General features: G+C 72.1%; 16 protein-coding genes. 6 read left to right on the plus strand and 10 right to left on the minus strand.

The features are described from left to right. The first annotated feature begins 260 nt into the window (after nucleotides 1–260). Nucleotides 261–2,519 (plus strand): MYXO-CTERM sorting domain-containing protein, encoded by a 2,259-nt coding sequence (locus tag POL72_RS24725; protein WP_272098019.1) that lies wholly within the window; start codon nucleotides 261–263, stop codon nucleotides 2,517–2,519. Between the two features lie 154 nt (nucleotides 2,520–2,673). On the opposite strand, the gene POL72_RS24730 is transcribed toward POL72_RS24725, so the two are convergent. The 7 genes from POL72_RS24730 to POL72_RS24760 all read right to left on the minus strand — a co-directional run bounded on the left by POL72_RS24730 (nucleotide 2,674) and on the right by POL72_RS24760 (nucleotide 10,209). Continuing rightward, nucleotides 2,674–3,132 carry a hypothetical protein gene (locus POL72_RS24730; RefSeq protein ID WP_272098020.1) on the minus strand — a complete coding sequence of 153 codons (459 nt, stop codon included), beginning with the start codon at nucleotides 3,130–3,132 and terminating at the stop codon, nucleotides 2,674–2,676. A 44-nt stretch (nucleotides 3,133–3,176) separates the two neighbouring features. Continuing rightward, the gene (gene pgsA, locus POL72_RS24735) at nucleotides 3,177–3,833 is read right to left on the minus strand and encodes a CDP-diacylglycerol--glycerol-3-phosphate 3-phosphatidyltransferase (RefSeq protein WP_272098021.1); all 657 of its coding nucleotides are present in this window, start codon (nucleotides 3,831–3,833) and stop codon (nucleotides 3,177–3,179) included. Continuing rightward, nucleotides 3,823–5,505: a tetratricopeptide repeat protein gene (locus tag POL72_RS24740; RefSeq protein ID WP_272098022.1), complete on the minus strand. Its 1,683-nt coding sequence runs from the start codon at nucleotides 5,503–5,505 to the stop codon at nucleotides 3,823–3,825. The genes pgsA and POL72_RS24740 overlap by 11 nt, the downstream gene beginning before the upstream one ends. A gap of 37 nt (nucleotides 5,506–5,542) precedes the next feature. After that, a complete protein-coding gene (gene hisA / locus POL72_RS24745; RefSeq protein WP_272098023.1) occupies nucleotides 5,543–6,268 on the minus strand; it encodes a 1-(5-phosphoribosyl)-5-[(5-phosphoribosylamino)methylideneamino]imidazole-4-carboxamide isomerase in 726 nt (241 codons plus the stop codon). A gap of 74 nt (nucleotides 6,269–6,342) precedes the next feature. After that, nucleotides 6,343–7,338 (minus strand): tetratricopeptide repeat protein, encoded by a 996-nt coding sequence (locus POL72_RS24750; RefSeq protein WP_272098024.1) that lies wholly within the window; start codon nucleotides 7,336–7,338, stop codon nucleotides 6,343–6,345. A gap of 76 nt (nucleotides 7,339–7,414) precedes the next feature. Beyond that, on the minus strand, nucleotides 7,415–8,977 hold the full coding sequence (locus tag POL72_RS24755) for a serine/threonine-protein kinase (RefSeq protein WP_272098025.1): 1,563 nt from the start codon (nucleotides 8,975–8,977) through the stop codon (nucleotides 7,415–7,417). Between the two features lie 113 nt (nucleotides 8,978–9,090). Next, nucleotides 9,091–10,209, minus strand: coding sequence for a formylglycine-generating enzyme family protein (locus POL72_RS24760; protein WP_272098026.1), 1,119 nt, complete (start codon nucleotides 10,207–10,209; stop codon nucleotides 9,091–9,093). A gap of 335 nt (nucleotides 10,210–10,544) precedes the next feature. On the opposite strand from POL72_RS24760, the gene POL72_RS24765 reads away from it, so the two are divergent. The 4 genes from POL72_RS24765 (at nucleotide 10,545) to POL72_RS24780 (ending at nucleotide 14,116) form a co-directional block, all read left to right on the plus strand. Beyond that, nucleotides 10,545–11,387 (plus strand): SIR2 family NAD-dependent protein deacylase, encoded by an 843-nt coding sequence (locus POL72_RS24765; RefSeq protein ID WP_272098027.1) that lies wholly within the window; start codon nucleotides 10,545–10,547, stop codon nucleotides 11,385–11,387. Between the two features lie 11 nt (nucleotides 11,388–11,398). Beyond that, nucleotides 11,399–11,941, plus strand: a complete 543-nt coding sequence (locus POL72_RS24770) for a non-canonical purine NTP pyrophosphatase (protein ID WP_272098028.1) — start codon at nucleotides 11,399–11,401, stop codon at nucleotides 11,939–11,941. 288 nt (nucleotides 11,942–12,229) lie between these two features. After that, on the plus strand, nucleotides 12,230–13,267 hold the full coding sequence (locus tag POL72_RS24775) for an aldo/keto reductase (RefSeq protein WP_272098029.1): 1,038 nt from the start codon (nucleotides 12,230–12,232) through the stop codon (nucleotides 13,265–13,267). 96 nt (nucleotides 13,268–13,363) lie between these two features. Continuing rightward, a complete protein-coding gene (locus POL72_RS24780) occupies nucleotides 13,364–14,116 on the plus strand; it encodes an HAD-IB family phosphatase (protein ID WP_272098030.1) in 753 nt (250 codons plus the stop codon). An 81-nt stretch (nucleotides 14,117–14,197) separates the two neighbouring features. Here POL72_RS24780 and POL72_RS24785 read toward each other — a convergent pair whose 3' ends face one another. Then, nucleotides 14,198–14,674: a pyridoxamine 5'-phosphate oxidase family protein gene (locus POL72_RS24785; RefSeq protein WP_272098031.1), complete on the minus strand. Its 477-nt coding sequence runs from the start codon at nucleotides 14,672–14,674 to the stop codon at nucleotides 14,198–14,200. Nucleotides 14,675–15,054: 380 nt separating this feature from the next. Here POL72_RS24785 and POL72_RS24790 point away from each other — a divergent pair, with 380 nt between their 5' ends. Next, on the plus strand, nucleotides 15,055–15,987 hold the full coding sequence (locus tag POL72_RS24790; RefSeq protein WP_272098032.1) for a sensor histidine kinase: 933 nt from the start codon (nucleotides 15,055–15,057) through the stop codon (nucleotides 15,985–15,987). Nucleotides 15,988–15,997: 10 nt separating this feature from the next. Here the strand turns inward: POL72_RS24790 and hisH are convergent, their stop codons facing one another. Then, a complete protein-coding gene (gene hisH, locus POL72_RS24795; protein ID WP_272098033.1) occupies nucleotides 15,998–16,675 on the minus strand; it encodes an imidazole glycerol phosphate synthase subunit HisH in 678 nt (225 codons plus the stop codon). A 3-nt stretch (nucleotides 16,676–16,678) separates the two neighbouring features. Further along, nucleotides 16,679–17,266, minus strand: coding sequence for an imidazoleglycerol-phosphate dehydratase HisB (gene hisB / locus POL72_RS24800; RefSeq protein WP_272098034.1), 588 nt, complete (start codon nucleotides 17,264–17,266; stop codon nucleotides 16,679–16,681). Between the last annotated feature and the right edge of the window lie 106 nt (nucleotides 17,267–17,372).

Below are 17,372 nucleotides of genomic sequence, written 5' to 3' on the forward strand. Positions count from 1 at the left end.
AGGTGTTTGTTTCAGAGAGAGCCACGGGAGCCTGCGTTGAAGGTGCCGGAGACATACCACGCAGGTTGACCAGGGAGGTCACGTAACGAGGCAATCGCGGCCACAACTCCTTGATTTTCCGCGAGGACGCCGCGTCGCTTCTCCTTGATGAGCCAACGCAACTCGTTACGTTGGTCGCGCTCGTCGGTCCGGCCCTGCCGCGCCTCACGCGAGCGCTGCTTGCAGAAAGCCAGCAGAAATCCAGCCGGAGAGAAGAACCCATGAGACGACTGCCGCTCTTGCTTCCGTTGACCGCACTCGCAGCCTTGGCCGCTGCGGGGCCCGCCGCCGCGTCCGAGTGGCACACGCTGCGGAAGGGCTCGCCGGCAGCGGACCTGTCCTTCCGCGGCGCGGAGGGCGCGCGGGGCGCGGCGGAGGCGGCCCTGAAGCACGCCGCTTCAGAGCTCCGCCTCCAGGGCGTCTCGCTGCGTTACCAGAGCGAGCTCGTCGATGGCGATCACCGCACCGTCCGGTTTGCGCAGGTCCACGCCGGACTGCCCGTGCTCGGCGCCGCCGTGGCGATCGACGTCACTCGGGAGAACCGCGCCGAGGTCGTGGTGCTCGACGTGGCGCGGGACGTGTCGGTCGCGACGACGCCGACTCACGGGGAGGAGGCCGCGCGGCGCGCGGTCGAGGCGACGTACGGGATGACGCTCTCGGAGCGGCCGAACGCGGCGCTCGCGGTGCTTCCCGAGGCCGAGACGGGCGGCAAGCTCGTCTGGGTGGTCGATGTCCGGTCGGATCGCGGCGGGGAGCGCTACCTCGTCGACGCGCACACAGGCAAGCTCGTCCACAGGCGCTCGCTGGCCGTGCACGCGCGAGGGCGCGTTTACCCCATCAGCTCGGCGGTCACGCCCGAGGTCCAGGATCTCGAGCTCACAAGCCTCGACGCGGCGGATCCCCAGACCTTGAGCGGCTGGGACGGCAACTTCAAGGTGGTGAATTACGTGGATGGCGACCTCGCCGCCGGCGTCCCGCTCACCCTGGAGCAGAGCGTCGGGCCGAACGCAGGGGAGGACTTCCTCTATGACCCGCCCACGAGCGCGGAGGACGCGCACGACCAGTTCGCGCAGGTCGGCATCTATTACCACCTCACCCGGATGCGCGATTACTTCGTGTCGACCCACCACATCGACATGGGGGCGCCTGGCTGGAAGCTCGTCGCGGTCGCCAACATGCTGGAGGCGGGCCGGCCGATGGACAACGCGTTCTTCTCGGGAGAGGGGGTGGGCGAGCCCTTCCGCGCGCCGAACCTCATCGCCATCGGCCAGGGCTCGTTCTTCGATTTCTCGGACGACTCCGACGTGTTCCTCCACGAGTTCACCCATTACGTCTCCGCCAACGCGGTCGGCTACAATGGGGGCCAGTTCGCGATCAACGAATACGGGCTCTCCCCCTGGGCCGGCAGCATCGATGAGGGCATCGCGGACTATTTCGCCTGCACCGTGAACGGCGACTCCACGCTCGGCGAGGCGACGCTGGCGCCCTTCGGCATGGCGCGCGACCTCGCGAAGGACGCCAAGACGTGCCCCGGCGATCTGGTGGGCGAGGTGCACGAGGACGGCGAGCTGATCGGCAGCCTCGCGTGGTCCTTGCGCGAGAAATTCGGGGCCAAGGTGGGCGACAGGCTCGTCTGGGGCGCGGTGACGCTGCTGACCCCCAACGCCTCGTTCGGCGATTTCGCCAAGGCGCTGAAGAGGGCGACCGACAAGCTGGTGACCGCCGGTGACCTCACGGAGGCGGACGCCGGCGCCGTCGACGCGCTGATCGAGAGCCGCGGCCTCGACGACTGCGAGGAGGTGCTCGATCTGACCGGGGGCAAGTCGCAGACGACGAACATGCTCGGGATCGACTCGCTGGTGTTCGGCACCGGGGCGTCGTGCGCGGATTACCGCTCGCAGCTCAGCCTGCAGAGCCTCTTCCACTTCAAGAGCACGCCGGATCGGGCCGCGAAGGGCGTCCGCTTCACCGTGCAGGTCGATCCCGATCGCGGCCACGACGTCGAGTGGAGCATCTATGTGAGGACCGGCCGGCACGTCGGCTTCAGGCTGGGCGAGCTCCTGCCGGAGGTCAGGAACTACGATTACAGCGTCGAGGGGATCACGGAGACGAGCGGTGAGCTCGTCATCGACGAGAGCTCCGAGCCGCCGTTCGATCCCACGCAGACGTACTACCTGGTGATCGGTCACAAGAACTGCCCGTCCTCGTCCGTGACGGTGGAGAGCGAAGATCTCGGGGTGGAGCCGCCTGTCGAGCCGACGGATCCCGTCGAGCCGGAGCCCGCTGGCTCCACGGGCGGCGCGACGCCGGACCCGACCGATCCGATCGAGGATCCCGAGCCGGAGACGGTCGTGGGGTGCGCTTGCCGCGCCGCCGAGCCGAGCGCGCCCGTCGCGCCGTGGACGGCGCTCGCCGGGGTCGCGCTCGCGGGAGCTGCCGTGCTGAGGCGGCGTGCGCGGGCGCGTCGTGCGCTGGGCTGAAGTGAAGGACTGAGGGTCTGAGGCCGCGGGCGCCACGCGGCGGGCGACGCATCGACGCGCGCCGCCGTGGCGCCTGCCCTCTACGCAAGCGCGAGGCTCGGAGCGCTCGCGCGTGTCGCTTCTGTGGGTGGGATACGGGGCCGCTTTCGCTGCGCTAGCGTCCGCCCGCGCCGCCCGCGCCGCCGGTACCGCCCGCACCGCCGGTGTCGCCACCGGCGCCACCCGCACCGCCGGCGCCACCCGCACCGCCGGCGCCACCCGTACCGCCGCCGCTTCCGCCCTCGCCCGCACCGCCGCCTCCGGCCGTCCCGTTGCCGCCGGTGCCACCGCCGCTGCCGCTCGTGCTGCTCGTGCTGCCCGTCGTCGGGTTCTGGTTCGGATCGCAGACCTGCGTGGTCACATCCGGTCTGCAGCAACGATGTTGTTGCTGCTGCTGACCGATGCCCATGCACTCGAGGCCATCGGCGCAGTCATCGTTGCCGTTCGCGATTTCGCAGGGCTCGCCCTCTTGCTGCCGGCTGCAGCTCGCGGCGGAGGCGACGATCGCCGCGGCGAGCGCGGCCAGGAGGAGCGCGGGGCGCAAGGCGTTGCGCGATGTCTTCGGGGCTTTCACGCGCGCTGGTCTAGCAGAACCACGCGGGCTTGCCTATTGCCCATCTACTGCGGAGGGGTAGGCCGGTTCTTCGCGTCGATGGCGTCGATGAACAGGCCCATGTACTGCGCGGCGCTCGTGATCGAGAAGATGAGCGATAGATAGATGAGCAGCCGTCCGACGTGCACCACGTCGACCTCTCCGAAGTCGACGCCGAGGTGGATGTGGTACGGGTAACCGAGGATCAGGCAGACGATCCCGATCATCTGCAGCGCTGTCTTGATCTTCCCGCCGTCGCCCGCCGCGATGACGAGCCCCTCGGTCGAGGCGATCGAGCGGAGCGCCGTGATCGTGATCTCGCGCGAGATGAGCAGCACCACCGCCCACGCCGGGATCCGGCCCATCGGCACCAGCCACACGAGCGTGGCGGCGACGATGAGCTTGTCGGCGAGCGGATCGAGGAACTTGCCGAGCACGCTCACGAGGCCCTGCCGCCGCGCCAGGTAGCCGTCGAGCATGTCCGTGATCGCCGCGAGCGAGTAGACGCCCGCGGCCCAGAAGCAGTCGCGCGGCGCGCCCCTCGAGAGCAGCAAGAGGACGGCTGGGATCATGAGGATCCGGGCGAACGTGAGCAGGTTCGGGAGGTTCCGCGCGTCTTCCCAGAGCGTGCGCCGCCGCTGCGCCTTGATGCCCCGCAGGGACGTGCCCGCGCTAGCGACCATCGACGAGGACCATCCCCTCTCCGCCGAACGTCACGAAGCCCTGCATCCCTCCGGGCGCCTCGGAGGCGGGAAGCGTGCGCGGCAGGAGCCGGCCCATCCACCCGAGCACCGCGGTCGCGCGCGTCGACGTCGGCCGCGACGGGGTGATCTCCAGCGCTGCGGCGCGCTCGGGCACCGACAGGACCATGTGGCCGCGGCCGCGGAGCTGCACCATCGCGACCGCCTCGCCCTCGCCGGCCGGCAGGCGGCCGTTCTCGTAGCCGATCGGCAGATCGAAGCCGACGAGGACGTCCTCGCGCAGGTAGATCGGCTCTTCGCCGAGCGTCACCGGGTGGAGCCGCCGCCCCTCCGGCGCGCCGAGCACGAGCTCGCAGCGCCCGCCGATCTCGACGAAGGGCGTGCTCGGCCCGCCGAGCGGCTCGTCGAAGATGCGCCCGCGCGCCTGCCGCTTCAGCACGTGCGTGGCGGTCCCGGAGTGCACGCTCATCGTGCGCAGCGCGTCGAGCCGGGCGACGAAGCCCTTCGCTGCCTGCACGAGCACGACGCCGGTCGGGTGCCGCGTGACCGCGGCCTCGCGCGGGAAGACGAGCAGCCGCTCGCGCGCGAGCGCCGAGAGCGTCTCCAGCGGCTGCGCCGCCGACGGCGTCGCGGCCGGCGGCGGCGCGGCGGGCGCCGCCGTGGGAGGCGGCAGCGAGGACGACGACGGCCGCCCCGCCGCCTTCCTGCTCGCCGCCGCCACGTCCGCCGCCCCGGGGACGGCGATCGCGAAGCGGCCCGTCGCGGAGGGCTCCTCGGGCGCCATCGTGCTGCGGCGCACGGTCGGGGCCACGCTCCCTCCGGGGGGCGCCTGCACGGCGGGCATCGACGGGACCGTCGGCGCCGCGCCGACCCTCGGACCGGGAGCTCTGCTCGCGCCGGGCGCGCTCGTCGCGCCTCCCGCGCGGTCCGCCCCGAGGCTCTTGAACGACGGCGGCGCCGGGATGGTCGGCATCATCTCGCGGCCAGGCTCGATGGCCGACCATGTCCCCGACGGGATGCGCGGCAGATCCGAGTCGTGCCGGAAGCCCGCGCCCGCGCGATCGAGCGCCTGCACCGCCTCGCCTGCAGCGCGTTGCACCTCGGCCTTGGCCTCGATCGGCGGCTGATCCTCGGTGTCGGGCGCCTCCATCGAGTACCGGCCCGTGGCGCCGCCCGTCATGTCGAGCAGGCGGCGCGCCATCGCGTCGTGGCCGCCCGCCGCGAACGCGTGGCTCGCGCGCTCGTAGTCGCCCATGCGCTGGAACGCGAGCCCCAGGTAGCCCCATGCGCGCTGGTGCTTCGGGTTCTGCTCGAGCGCCTTCTCGAGCTCGGACCGCGCCTGCGCCGGCTGCCCGGTCTTGAGGTACGAGAGCGCGAGGTTGATGCGCGGCTCGACCGCCTCCGGGTGGGCCTGGATCAGCCGCTCATAGATCGCGATCGCCCGCGGGTAGAGCCCCAGCCGGAAGTAGACGATCCCGAGCAGGTCTTGCCCCTTGGGATCGCTCGGCTGGAGCGACAGCGCGCGCTCGAGCTCCGCCTTCGCGGCGTGGACCCGGTTGTCCTGCAGGAGCTCGCTGCCCCGGTGCAGGTGGAACAGGAACTCCTCCGCCGCGACTTCGCGTGTGGAGGGCCGTGGGTCGTCGCGCTCGTGCATCGTCGGATGGATCGTACACGAAAACGCACACACGCCGTCAGGCGCTCGCCGCCTCGATCGCCTCGGCGAGCGTGAAGGCCCCCTCGTAGAGCGCGCGGCCCACGATGACGCCGCTGACGCCGGGGATCTGGGCGAGCGCGCGCAGGTGAGCGAGCGATCCGACTCCGCCGGAGGCCAGGACGGGGAAGCCGCACGAGGCGGCGAGCTCGCGGGTGGCCTCCAGGTTGGGGCCGACCTGCGTGCCGTCGCGGGAGACGTCGGTGTAGAGGAGCGCCGCGACGGGGGCGCCGGCGAGCGCGCGGGCGACGTCGAGGGCGGTGACGGAGGAGACCTGCTCCCAGCCCTGCACGGCCACGCGCCCGTCCTTGGCGTCGACGGCGACCACCACGCGCCCCGGGAAGCGGCCGGCGAGGTCGCGCACGAGCGCGGGATCGTTCACAGCGGCGGTCCCGAGCACGATGCGATCGGCGCCCAGCGCGAGGTAGCTCTCGGCCGCGGCGGCGGAGCGGATGCCGCCGCCCACCTGCACGCTGCCGCCCTCCACGCCGAAGGCCGCGATGACGGCGCGGACGGCGTCGGCCTGGACGGGCAGGCCGGCGCGGGCCCCTTCCAGGTCGACCACGTGCAGCCGAGCGCAGGCACGGCGGAGGCGAGCGGCGAGCGCCGCCGGGTCCTGGTCGTAGACGGTGACCTGATCGTAGCGCCCTTGATGGAGGCGCACGGCCTGGCCTCCGAGGAGATCGATGGCGGGGATGAGCTGCACGCGGCGGGTCTAGCGCGCCTCTGCGCCGGCGGGTAGAGGCGGCGAAGGCGGCGGAGGTCCGCGGCGCCGCCGCGTCACCACGACCCGCTCGCCCCGAGCACGACCCCTTCCGGGCTTGCCGCGAGCACCCCTGCGCGGATCCGCCTTGACGTCGCGCCGGCGGTCATGTCGCTCTGCGTCGGCTCGGTCAGGTAGAGGACCGCCGCCGCCCCGAGCCCGGCCAGCCCCACGCCGAAGCCGATCGTGCTCACGAGCCCGGTGGTGCTCGCGCTCTCCGCCGCGTCCAGGCCCGTCGGGTCGCAGGCCGTCGGGTCGCTCAGGCCGATCCCGCTGCCGCAGTGCTCGCGGACGACGCTCTTCTTGCCGAGCGTGAGCGCGCCCGTCACCCCGCCGAGCACGAGCCCCGCGACGCCGACGCCGCCGGCCACGTACACGGCCGCCCGTCGGCTCGAAGGGCTGCTGTCGGCGGGCGGCGCCGCGGCGCCGCTCACCTGCAGCTCGACGCGCTTCTTCTCGCCGTGAGCGAGGTGGATCCGCGTCTCCTGGACAGGCCCTCCCGGCGCCTGCGTCGACACGACGTGCTCTCCCGGATCCACCGGCACGCTCGCGCCGAGCGCGGCGCTGTCCACCGCGCGACCGTCGCGCTTCACCACCGTCCCCGCGGGGGCTCCCGGCGGGAGGGAGAGCGCGAGCTCCGGCACGAGCGGGGCCAGCTTCTCGCGCTCCTCCCTGGCGACCTTGGGCCGCTCTCCTTGCCGGCGCTTCTGCTCCGGCGTCAGCTGCTCGTGGAGCGCAAGGTACTCCCCGAAGTGCGCGAACGCGGTCGCGACGTGGCCCCACCTCGACTCGCAGATGGCCAGCGTGAAGAGCGCCCCCGGCTTGGGCTCGATCCGGTGGCTCTCGGCGATCGCGTTGCAGCCCGCCTCGTACCGGCCTGCCTCCATCTCGGCGAGGCCCCGGTTGAAGAGGGCTTCCGCGGTGGCGCTGTCCTGCGCCGCGGCGGGCGTCGAGGCGGCGAGCGGCCAGAGGACGAGAGCGAGAGGAGCCAACCGGCGCAGGCGACGTGTCATGTTCTGGGGCATCCACGAGAGAAGGTGTCGAGCGGTGTCGGCGAGGATCGGACCGGCAGCCTGGCGGACATCGGCCTCAATCTCGTCCGAGCAAAGGGACTTTGGGGCGAGCGGGGGAGCCTCTTCGCTCTGTCGACGCGGGCCTCGGCGTCGCCTTCGGGGCAGCGCCCGCCGCCCCGCGCGCGGCCGGCCCCGCGCTGGCGCTCGCGCTGGGCGCGGGTTGGGCCGCGGCGATCGCCGGCGCGGAGGCGCTGGGCGCCGGCGCCGACGGCTCTGCCGGCGTCGTCGCGCTCGGCGCGGCGGTCGCCGCGGCGCTCGCCGAGCCGGCGTCCAGCGCAGGGCCCTCCGACGGCGCGGCCGCCGCGGGCTCGGCCTGGGATCCGGCGCGGATCAGGAGCCAGGTCCCTGCGCCGAGCACCCCGAGCCCGAGGACGACCGCGGCGGCGACGAGCGGGGCTCGGTTCGGCGCCGCCGGCGCGATGTTCCCCGAGGGGACGGACGTCACCGACGTCTCCATCGTCGCCGCTAGGGGCGCGGCCGGAGCGCGGGACGGGTGCTCGGGCCCCATCGGGCCGATGCTCGTCGCCACCGGCGGCATCATCGCGGGCGCGGTGATCGCGGGCGCGGTGATCGCGGGCGCGGTGATCGCGGGCGCGGTGATCGCGGGCGCCGGCGTGGCGAGCGCGTGCGCCGAGGGGTTCGCCATGGCCCAGGGCGGCGTGGTCGGGCGGGGTGAACGGCCGCTGCTGGCCGGCGCGAGGCCGAGCAGCTCCGAGAGCGCCTGCGCCGCCTCGCTCGCCAGGCGGAACCGCGCCGCCGGATCGACGGCCGTGGCCCGGGCGAACCAGCCATCGAAGCTCGGCGGCAGCACCACCCGCTGCGACATCGCCCGGTGGACCGGCGGCTCCTGCGGCCCGTGGACGACCACGAGCGCGAACGCGATCACGTCGTTCGCGCTGAGCGCCTCCGGGCTCCAGTACGGCGTCCCCACGAGCAGCGTGTACGCGATCATCCCGAGCGCGTAGATGTCCACGGCGCTGGTGAGCTTCGTGTCGGTGCGGAACTGCTCGGGCGCCATGTAGATGGGCGTCCCGAGGCTGCGCGTGATGCCGGCCGCCGTCCCGCCCTCGGCGAGCAGCTTCGCCACGCCGAAATCGAGGATCTTCATGCGGGGCGTCCCGTCGTCCCGCTGCGTGACGAACAGGTTCTCGGGCTTGAGATCCCGGTGGATGATGGACGCCGCGTGCGTCCGGTCGAGGGCCGACGCGGTCTGCTGGAGGTACGTCGCGACCTCGCCGGGAGGCAGCCTGCCGAGGCGCTTGAGGCGCTGGCCGAGCTCCTCGCCGCGGAGCAGCTCCATCACGAGGAACGGCATCCCTGTCGGCTCGTCGATGCCCGCGTCGAAGACGTCGACGATGTACTCGCTCTCGATGTCCGCCGTGATCTGCGCCTCGCGCTTGAAGCGGCTGCGCATCTCCTCGCTCTGGAAGAGGTACGCGTGCATCACCTTCAGCGCCCGGCGGCGGTTCGTCTCGATGTGCACCACCTCGTAGACGGACCCCATCGCGCCCACGGCGAGGAGGCGCGCCACGCGATAGCGGTGCGCGAAGATCGTTCCGTCCGCGAGCGTGCCCGACACGGCGGGAGGGTCGCGCGCGGCGGCTGTCGCGTCAAGGATCCCGGGACCCCGCCAAGGACGGCGCGCGCTGCGCGGAGCGGCGGCCGCGACGCGCGACCGCGCGACCGCGCGCATCACCGCGCTCGTGCGCACCGCAGCCCTGCGCCGGCGAAGTGGCCGGTCGGCGAGCGCTCCTGGAAGGCCGAGGTGAGCAATGTAGCCTCCTCGCTGCGCCAGCCCCCGCCCCAGATCATGTGGTTCGTGTCGGGCGTGATGACGGCGCAATCCTCGCAATCGAGCGGGAGCGCGTCGTTCGTCGCGAACGAATCCAGCACCCACTCCCACACGTTTCCCCCCAGGTCCGCCTGTCCCCACCGCCCGTCTCCCCGCGGCGACCTCGACCCGCCCGGCTGGAGGTCCGCGATCTCGCACGACCCATCGAGGCCGCACCCGTACACCGCGTAGCTCGCGTCGGGCTCCGGGGCGCTCTCCGGGCCCGACCATGGATACGTGCGCTGCTCCTCCCCGCCGGCGGCCGCGTACCGCCGCTCCGCTGCCGTGGGCAGCCGACCGCCGTCCCACGCGCAGAACGCGAACGCCACGTACCAGCTCACGCAGGCCGCGGGCAGGAGCTCGTGATCGCCCACCTCGTCGGTCCATGAAAAATAGGGATCCTCGCAGTGCAGCGACGCCGACAGCGCCGCCCGGTCCACGGGCAGGTCGGCGTCCCACGCAGCGCGCCACCCGCTGTCCGGAATCTTCGGGTGCGCTCCTGCGCCCACCGCCGGCCAGCTCGCCGGGTACTCCGAAAGGAACGCCCGGAACCGCCCCACCGTCACCTCGAATCGATCCAGCCGGAAGTCGCTCACCGTCGCCTGGCGCGGCTCCACGTCGCCCCGATCGAACGTGCCTCCGGGCACCACCAGGCTCCCGCAGCAGCCCTCGTCTCCGCGTGGCCCGCAGATCGCGTCCATCTTCTCGCAGCTCCGAGGGACGGCGCAGCGCCCGTCATCACACGAGGGCGCCTCCGCCGGGCACTCGGCTCCGTCCTGCCACGCTCCGGCTTCGTCGCACGTCTGCGGCCTGTTCTGCGCGCACCGCACCTCGTCCGGCGTGCACGCCTCGACGTCCCCACCGCCGCTTCCGCCGCCCGCCAGGTGGTACGGCTTGTCCACACCCACGATCGCCGTGCAGCCGCCGATCACGAGGCATGCCCCCGTCCACATCGCCACCGCAGCCGCCGCGATCTGCATCAGCGCCGCGCTCCGAGGCGCTCGACCAGCGCGGACCGCGCCGCGCGCAGCGGCCGCCGAGCCACCGTCCCAAGAATCGCCATGCGCGGGATTCTACTGACATTTCGGCTCGCGAGAGGGCCCGCTCGACGCCGCTCTGCCGCCGTGGGGAGCGAGGTGCGACCGGCGCCCTCCTCCGCAGCGCCGGGCTCTGCCGCGTGTGTCCTGGCTCATCGCGGCTTCTGTCCTTGCGCGCCGGCCGACGTCCGCGCCGACGTCCGCTCGGGGCGAGTCGTTCCGGCCCGGCGGGCGCTGGTTGCGCGAGGTCGGCGGGCGGATACCATCGCTCGCTGAAGATGGCTGTACTGACGCTCGAGCAAGCGGCGATCCCGCTCCGACAGGCGTACCGGGAAGGCCGCCTCATTCCCTTTCTGGGCGCCGGCTTCTCTGCCCCGCTCCAGCTCCCGATGTGGAAGGAGCTGGTGGGGTGGATGGGCGCCGCGCTCGGCTTCGAGCCAGCGCTCTTCGAGCTGCACGGCCTGCCCCCTCAGCTCGCCGGCTTCTTCGCCCGGGAGTGCGCGGGCGGCCTCGACAGCTTCATCGCCGAGATGCGCGCGCGCTTCCACGCGCGGGAGGTCGACGAGCGGCGCAGGAGCTCGTGCCAGCACAAGGCCCTGGCGCGCCGCGACTTCTCGACCATCTACACGACCAACTTCGAGCACCACATCGAGGAGGCGCTGCGGGACGCGGGCAAGGAGGCCGTGGCGCTCGCCAGGTTCGACGACTTCGCGCGGTGCCCGGCGCAGGGGGCGTGCCACGTCATCAAGTTTCACGGCGATCTCGACTGGCCCGAGACGGTGGTGCTCACCGAATCCCAGTACTTCAGCCGCCTCCGGCTCGAGGCGGCGCCCGATCAGCGCCTGCGGGCCGATCTGCTCAGCAACAGCTTCCTCTTCCTCGGCTACAGCTTCGGCGACGTCGACATCCGGTACATCTGGTACCGCATGGAGCAGATGCGCATCGAGGGCAGCCCGCAGCTCGCGAAGCGCACGTCGAACCGCCGCGGCTACTGGGCGACCTTCGGCGCCGGGCTCGTCCAGCCCGCGCTGCTCGAGGACTGGCACATCGACGTCATCGAGCTCGACCCGAACGACAAGACGAAGAGCGTCGTGCACTTGCTCGATTCGCTGGGCGGGTGAGGGCGGTGGTCATGGTCTATTTCGTCTCCTCGAACCACCGCAAGCTCGCGGACATGACGTATATATGGAAGGACGCCCCGACGCCGCTCCGCGTCCTCCGGCTCGACGTGCCCCAGATCCTCTCGTCGGATCTCGACACCGTCGTACGCGAGGAGGCCCTCGCCGCCTACCGGCTCTCCCTCGTTCCGCTCTTCGTCGAGCACGGCGGCCTCTTCATCGAGCACCTGAACGGCTTTCCGGGCCCGCTCGTGATGCCGTTCTGGGAGCGGCTGCAGGACCGGATTTGCTCCCTCATCCCTCCGGGGCAGTCGCGCGCAGCGCACGTCGTCCAGAAGGTGTGTTATTGCGACGGCCGGACGCTCCGTGTCTACACGGGCAGCGTCCTCGGCGAGATCGCCTGCGAGCGGCGGGGAGACGAGGGCATCCACTGGGAGCCGATGTTCATCCCGGCCGGGCACACGCGCACGCTCGGGCAGATGCCTCGTGACGAGCGCCTCCGGTGCTCTGCGAGCGCGGAGGCGCTGCGGGCGTTCCGGTTCGATCTCGGGCTGTGATCGCGGAGCGCGGCGCTCGCGCTCGTCGAGACGCGCGCGGCCGCGACGCCGCCTCCCGGGGCGCCGGCTCCTCCTCACGTCGCCGGGACCTCGCGCCGGACGGGCCGTGCTGGCAGGCCGCCGCGGCGCGCCGTGCACCTCCCCGTGCTGGACGCGGCGGGGCTTGACTTCCGGATCGCTTTGGAGTTCCTAACCGTCCACGACCGCGGCAAGGGGGCGAGATCCTGGTGTCCGGCGCTCCGCTCCCCCGCGCTCAGAGGTTGTCCCCATTTGGCGCGGAGGCGATTCATGGAGTTCAGACAGCTCGGCGGGTCAGGGTTCAAGGTACCGGTGCTGAGTCTCGGGACGGGGACGTTCGGTGGCTCCAACGAGTTCTTCCGGGGGTGGGGCGCGAGCGACGTGGCCGAGGCGACTCGGCTGGTCGACGTCTCGCTCGAGGCCGGGATGAACATGTTCGACTCGGCCGACATCTACTCCGACGGGATGGCCGAGGAGATCCTCGGCCATGCGATCAAGGGCAGGCGCGACAAGGTCATCATCTCCACCAAGGCGACGTTCCGGAGCGGACCGGGCCCCAACGACGTCGGCTCGTCGCGGTATCACCTGATCCGGTCGATCGAGGGGAGCCTGCGCCGGCTGCAGACGGATTATATCGATCTCTTCCAGCTGCACGGCTTCGACGCTGTCACGCCGCTCGAGGAGACGCTCGGCACGCTGGACGATCTCGTGCGAGCGGGGAAGATCCGCTACCTCGGCTGTTCGAATTTCTCCGGCTGGCACCTGATGAAGTCGCTCGCGGTGTCGGAGAAGTATGGCCTCTCTCGGTACGTGGCGCACCAGGCGTATTATTCGCTGGTGGCGCGCGACTACGAGTGGGAGCTGATGCCGCTGGCGCTCGATCAGAAGGTCGGCGCGGTGGTCTGGAGCCCGCTGGGCTGGGGGCGGCTCACGGGGAAGATCCGGCGCGGGCAGCCGTTGCCGGAGGTCAGCCGGCTCCGGAACAAGCTCTCTGTCGACGGGGGGCCGCAGATCGACGACGAGTACCTCTATGGTGTCGTCGACGCGCTCGACGCGGTGGCGAAGGAGACGGGCAAGACCGTCCCGCAGATCGCGCTCAACTGGCTGCTGCAGCGGCCGAGCGTCGCGAACGTGATCATCGGCGCTCGCAACGAGGAGCAGCTTCGGCAGAACCTCGGGGCCGTCGGCTGGACCCTCGCGCCAGAGCACATCGCGAAGCTGGACGCTGCGAGCAAGACGAAGCTGCCGTATCCCTACTTCCACCAGGCCGGCTTCAACGAGCGCAATCCGTTCCCTGTCTCGCTGTGACGGTCGCGGCCCGGCCGCGACCGGCGCCTGACGGCGCCTGATCCTGCGCGGAGGCCCGACACGGGGGCGCCAACCCTCGCCGTGGGAGGCGATCCCGTGGCGAGGGCAGGTCAGGGCAGCGCGGCGGTGGCGTCCGGCGTGGCGGCGTGCAAATCAGCGGTCGTGCTCATTCTTTGCGACTTCGACGGGACCATCACCCGCGACGACCTGACGAACCGGATCTGGGACGCCCACCTTGGCTATGACTGGCGGCAGGTGCTGCTCGCGCCTGCCGTCGGCGGCCAGCTCACGCCGTTCGAGCTCCTCCGCCGCGGCTACGCCGACGTGGATCGCCCGGCCGCCGAGCTCCTGGACGAGCTGCGCCCGCACGCCGAGCTGCGGTCGGGCTTCGAGGATCTCCTGGCCCTGTGCGCCCACCGGGCGTGGGTGTTCCACGTGATCAGCCACGGCCTGCCGTTCTACATCCGCGAGTTCCTGCCGCCGGGCACGGCGTTCTCCTGCTTCGATGCCGTCTTCGATGGGCGCTGGCGCGTGACAGTGCCGGAGGCGGTGCCGCTCGGCCCCGGCGAGGACTTCAAGATCCGCGTGCTCGATCAGCTGAAGGCGGCCACCGGCGAGACCTCCACGGTCTACATCGGCGACGGCCGGCTGGACTACCCCGCGGCGCGGTGCTGCGATCACGTGTTCGCGGTGCGGGACAGCGCCCTCGACGTGCTCTGCGCCCGCGAGGGGATACCGTATACGCCCTTCGACAGCTTCGCCGAGATCTGCGCGGCGCTCGAGGGCCGCGGCACCCCCGATGGGGAGCGCGCACGGCGCGCGGCCGGCGCCACGCCGACAGCTGGCTGATCCATCCGGGGTTCATCCAGCCCAGGCGCCACCTCGCCTCGGGTCACGCCTGCTCGATCGCCGCCCCGGGGGCGGCGCGGATCAGATGTGCTTCGGCGGGTTCAGCTTGTCTTCCGCCGATCTCCGCTGGACGAGCGCCTTGGCCTTCTCGTAGAGGACCCGCAGCCGGCCGCCCTCGGGCTCCCAGTACTCGGCGCGCTCGACATAGAGCTTCAGGAAGGCGGCGTGAGGGTGGGTGGGGCCGGCCGGCAGCCACGCCTTCCACGACGGCTTCCAGAGGCTCCGGATCTTCTCCTCGTTCCTCTCGACCGTCGCGCGCGCCGAGATCGAGATGTACGCCCGGTCCCGCGGCCTGTAGCAGCAGACCGCCACCTGGTGCTCGCGGGTGATCTCGCCTGTCTTCGCCGCCTCGTCCTCCGTCACGAACCAGAGATCGCAATCCATCAGCTCGGCCGGCTCCTGGATCTCCATGGGCCGCCCTCGCATCAGCCCCTCCGGGGTCATCGTGACGAGCATGGCAGTGTCGAACTCCCTGAGGAGCGCGTGCAGCTCGCTCATCGATCCACGGACCTGAGCCTTGGCACCCGGCTCCACACTCCGGTGTTGCTCTTCACTCTGGTGTTGCATGCGGACAAAGCTGCTCCGCGGACCCTGGCCCGCAAGCAGGGGTGCGCCCTTACCCGTGTACCGCTGCAGCCTGGCGGCGCTCCGGCGTGACCCGAGGCGCTGCCCCTGGCTCGCGGTCCAGGCGGCTCGGCTTGCCTCGCGGGGTTTTGCGCAGTGGACGGCGCAATGCGACGCCTTGACGCGCGTCCGCTCGGCAGATGTGGCGTTCTCCTGCCGCCAGAAGTGCCAATCCGCGAGCCCTGCGGGGGTGGCACACTCCATGCGTTCGCCGGCGCGGGGGCACACCACAACTCCGCCCAGCAGGCTCTGCCATGACCGCGTTTTTTGACGACGTCGACCCTCGTATCCCCGCCGTCCCCATCCGGGACGACACCGCCCGGATCCGGGAGGACTTCCTCGTGCTCGCCGCGCACGAGATCAGGACGCCCGTGACCTCGCTCCTCCTGCAGCTCCAGCTGACGAAGCGGATGAGCGAGCAGGAGCCCGAGAAGACCCCGGCGTGGGCGGCGGCGATGCTGGCCGTCTTCGACCGTCAGCTCGGCCGCCTCGCCCGGCTCTGCGACGACATGTTCCAGGCGAGGCACGGCGGCCTGGCCCACGGCGCCCCGGCCCGCCAGCCGCTCGATCTCGTCGGGCTCATCCGCGAGGTGGTCGCGACGGCGGTCGCGCATCGGCCGGCCGCGTGCGGCGCCATCTCGGTCGCGGCCGAGGGCTCGGTGATCGGCTGGTGGGACCGGTCCCAGCTCGAGCGCATGACGTTCCACCTGATCAAGAACGCGATCACCTTCGGCGAGGGCAAGCCGATCGCGATCGAGGTGCGCGCCACGCGCGCGCGGGCGCGGCTCATCGTGCGCGACCACGGCATGGGGATCGCCCGGGAGGACCACGAGCGGATCTTCGCGCGCTTCGAGCGGGCCGTCCCGGTGGAGCGCTTCGGCGGCCTGGGGCTCGGCCTGTACATCGCGCACGTCGCCGCGCGCGCGCACGGCGGCGCGATCCGCGTCGAGAGCGAGCTCGGCTGCGGCGCTGCGTTCATCGTCGATCTCCCGCTCGCCCCGCGGCGGCCGCAGCGGGTGAGGGCGGCGCGGCGCTCCTCGTCGATCTCCTCGCCGATTCCGCCCTCGCGCCCGGCGCGGGCGCGGCGCGGCGCGAGCGCGGCGCGCGCGCCCGAGCTTCCCCGGGGGGCGCGCCTCAAGCTCGCGCAGGTCAAGCAGGTGCACCAGCGCCTGCTGCGCCCGCACTGAGGCGCGCGGGTCAGCCGTCGAGGAAGCGGGCGAGCAGGCGCAGGCCGGCGGCCTGGCTCTTCTCGGGGTGGAACTGCGTCGCGGTGACGTTGTCCCGCTCGATCGCGGCGGTGATGCGGTGCGGGCCGTGCTCCGTCGTCGCCGCGACCAGCGCGGGGTCGAGCGGGACGGCGTGGTAGCTGTGGACGAAGTAGACGAAGGGGCGCTCGCCCGCGAACACGCCGAGCGGGCCCGCCACCTCGCGCGCGAACGCGATGCGGTTCCAGCCCATGTGGGGGATCTTGATCCCGACCCACGGCTGGCCGGCGACCGCGTCCGCCTCGGCCGCGCTCGGCTGAGGCGTGAGGCGCTTGACGGTGCCGGGGAACACGCCGAGCCCGCGCGCGCCCTCCGCCTCCTCGCTCCCGTCGAAGAGCGCCTGCATGCCGAGGCAGATGCCGAGGTAGGGCGTCCCCTTCCGGATCTGCGCGCGCAGCGCCTCGCCGATGCCGCTCTGCAGCGCCGCGGCGCAGTCGCGGAAGGCGCCCTGGCCGGGCACCACCACCTTGTCGGCCCGGCCGATGATCTCCGGGTCGCCCGAGCGCGTCACCGCGCACGACGCGCCGGAGTCCTCGGCGGCCTGGAGGAGCGCCCGCTCCACGGAGCGCAGGTTGCCCATCCCGAGATCGACGAGCGCGATGGCTTGCATGGCTCAGAGGCTCCCCTTGGTGGACGGGATGCCGGCGACGCGCGGCTCGATCCGGGTCGCCTTCATCAGCGCCTTGGCGAACGACTTGAAGCAGATCTCGACGATGTGGTGCAGGTTGTCCCCCTCGATGAGGCGGACGTGGAGGTTCGCGCCGACGCCGCGCGCGAAGCCCTCGAAGAACACCGGGGCCAGCTCGACGTCCCAGGTGCCGAGCTTCGCCTTGGGCAGCGGCACGCGCCAGACGAAGTACGGCCTGCCCGAGAGGTCCAGCGCGCACTGCGCGAGCGCCTCATCCATGGGGAGCGTCGCCTCGCCGTAGCGGGCGATGCCCGCCTTGTCGCCGAGCGCCTTCTGCACGGCCGTGCCCAGGGTGATGCCGCAGTCCTCGGTCGTGTGGTGGCCGTCGATCTCGACGTCGCCCTCGGCGTGGATGGTGAGGTCGAACAGGCCGTGGCGGGCGATCTGATCGAGCATGTGCGTGAGGAAGGGGAGCGGCGTCTTGATCTCCGAGCGGCCCTGGCCGTCGAGATCGATCTCGATGCGGATGTCGGTCTCGCGCGTCTTGCGCTGGACGTTGGCGATGCGGGGCATGGCGCGTAGGGTAGTCGCGCTTGGCGGCAAGGGAAGCGGCGTGATCCCGATGACTCCCGATGACGCGGCAGGTAACGCGGCAACGGCCTTGGATGCGAGCGTCGGA

The organism is Sorangium aterium (genome assembly GCF_028368935.1).
Taxonomy (GTDB): domain Bacteria; phylum Myxococcota_A; class Polyangia; order Polyangiales; family Polyangiaceae; genus Sorangium; species Sorangium atrum.

What these genes read in the sequence shown, in the direction of transcription:
- POL72_RS24725 (WP_272098019.1), top strand. Translation starts at nt 261, where the DNA reads ATGAGACGACTGCCGCTCTTGCTTCCGTTGACCGCACTCGCAGCCTTG.
- pgsA (WP_272098021.1), bottom strand. Translation starts at nt 3,833, where the DNA reads ATGGTCGCTAGCGCGGGCACGTCCCTGCGGGGCATCAAGGCGCAGCGG.
- POL72_RS24740 (WP_272098022.1), bottom strand. Translation starts at nt 5,505, where the DNA reads ATGCACGAGCGCGACGACCCACGGCCCTCCACACGCGAAGTCGCGGCG.
- POL72_RS24750 (WP_272098024.1), bottom strand. Translation starts at nt 7,338, where the DNA reads ATGACACGTCGCCTGCGCCGGTTGGCTCCTCTCGCTCTCGTCCTCTGG.
- POL72_RS24760 (WP_272098026.1), bottom strand. Translation starts at nt 10,209, where the DNA reads ATGCAGATCGCGGCGGCTGCGGTGGCGATGTGGACGGGGGCATGCCTC.
- POL72_RS24765 (WP_272098027.1), top strand. Translation starts at nt 10,545, where the DNA reads ATGGCTGTACTGACGCTCGAGCAAGCGGCGATCCCGCTCCGACAGGCG.
- POL72_RS24770 (WP_272098028.1), top strand. Translation starts at nt 11,399, where the DNA reads ATGGTCTATTTCGTCTCCTCGAACCACCGCAAGCTCGCGGACATGACG.
- POL72_RS24775 (WP_272098029.1), top strand. Translation starts at nt 12,230, where the DNA reads ATGGAGTTCAGACAGCTCGGCGGGTCAGGGTTCAAGGTACCGGTGCTG.
- POL72_RS24785 (WP_272098031.1), bottom strand. Translation starts at nt 14,674, where the DNA reads ATGAGCGAGCTGCACGCGCTCCTCAGGGAGTTCGACACTGCCATGCTC.
- POL72_RS24790 (WP_272098032.1), top strand. Translation starts at nt 15,055, where the DNA reads ATGACCGCGTTTTTTGACGACGTCGACCCTCGTATCCCCGCCGTCCCC.
- hisH (WP_272098033.1), bottom strand. Translation starts at nt 16,675, where the DNA reads ATGCAAGCCATCGCGCTCGTCGATCTCGGGATGGGCAACCTGCGCTCC.
- hisB (WP_272098034.1), bottom strand. Translation starts at nt 17,266, where the DNA reads ATGCCCCGCATCGCCAACGTCCAGCGCAAGACGCGCGAGACCGACATC.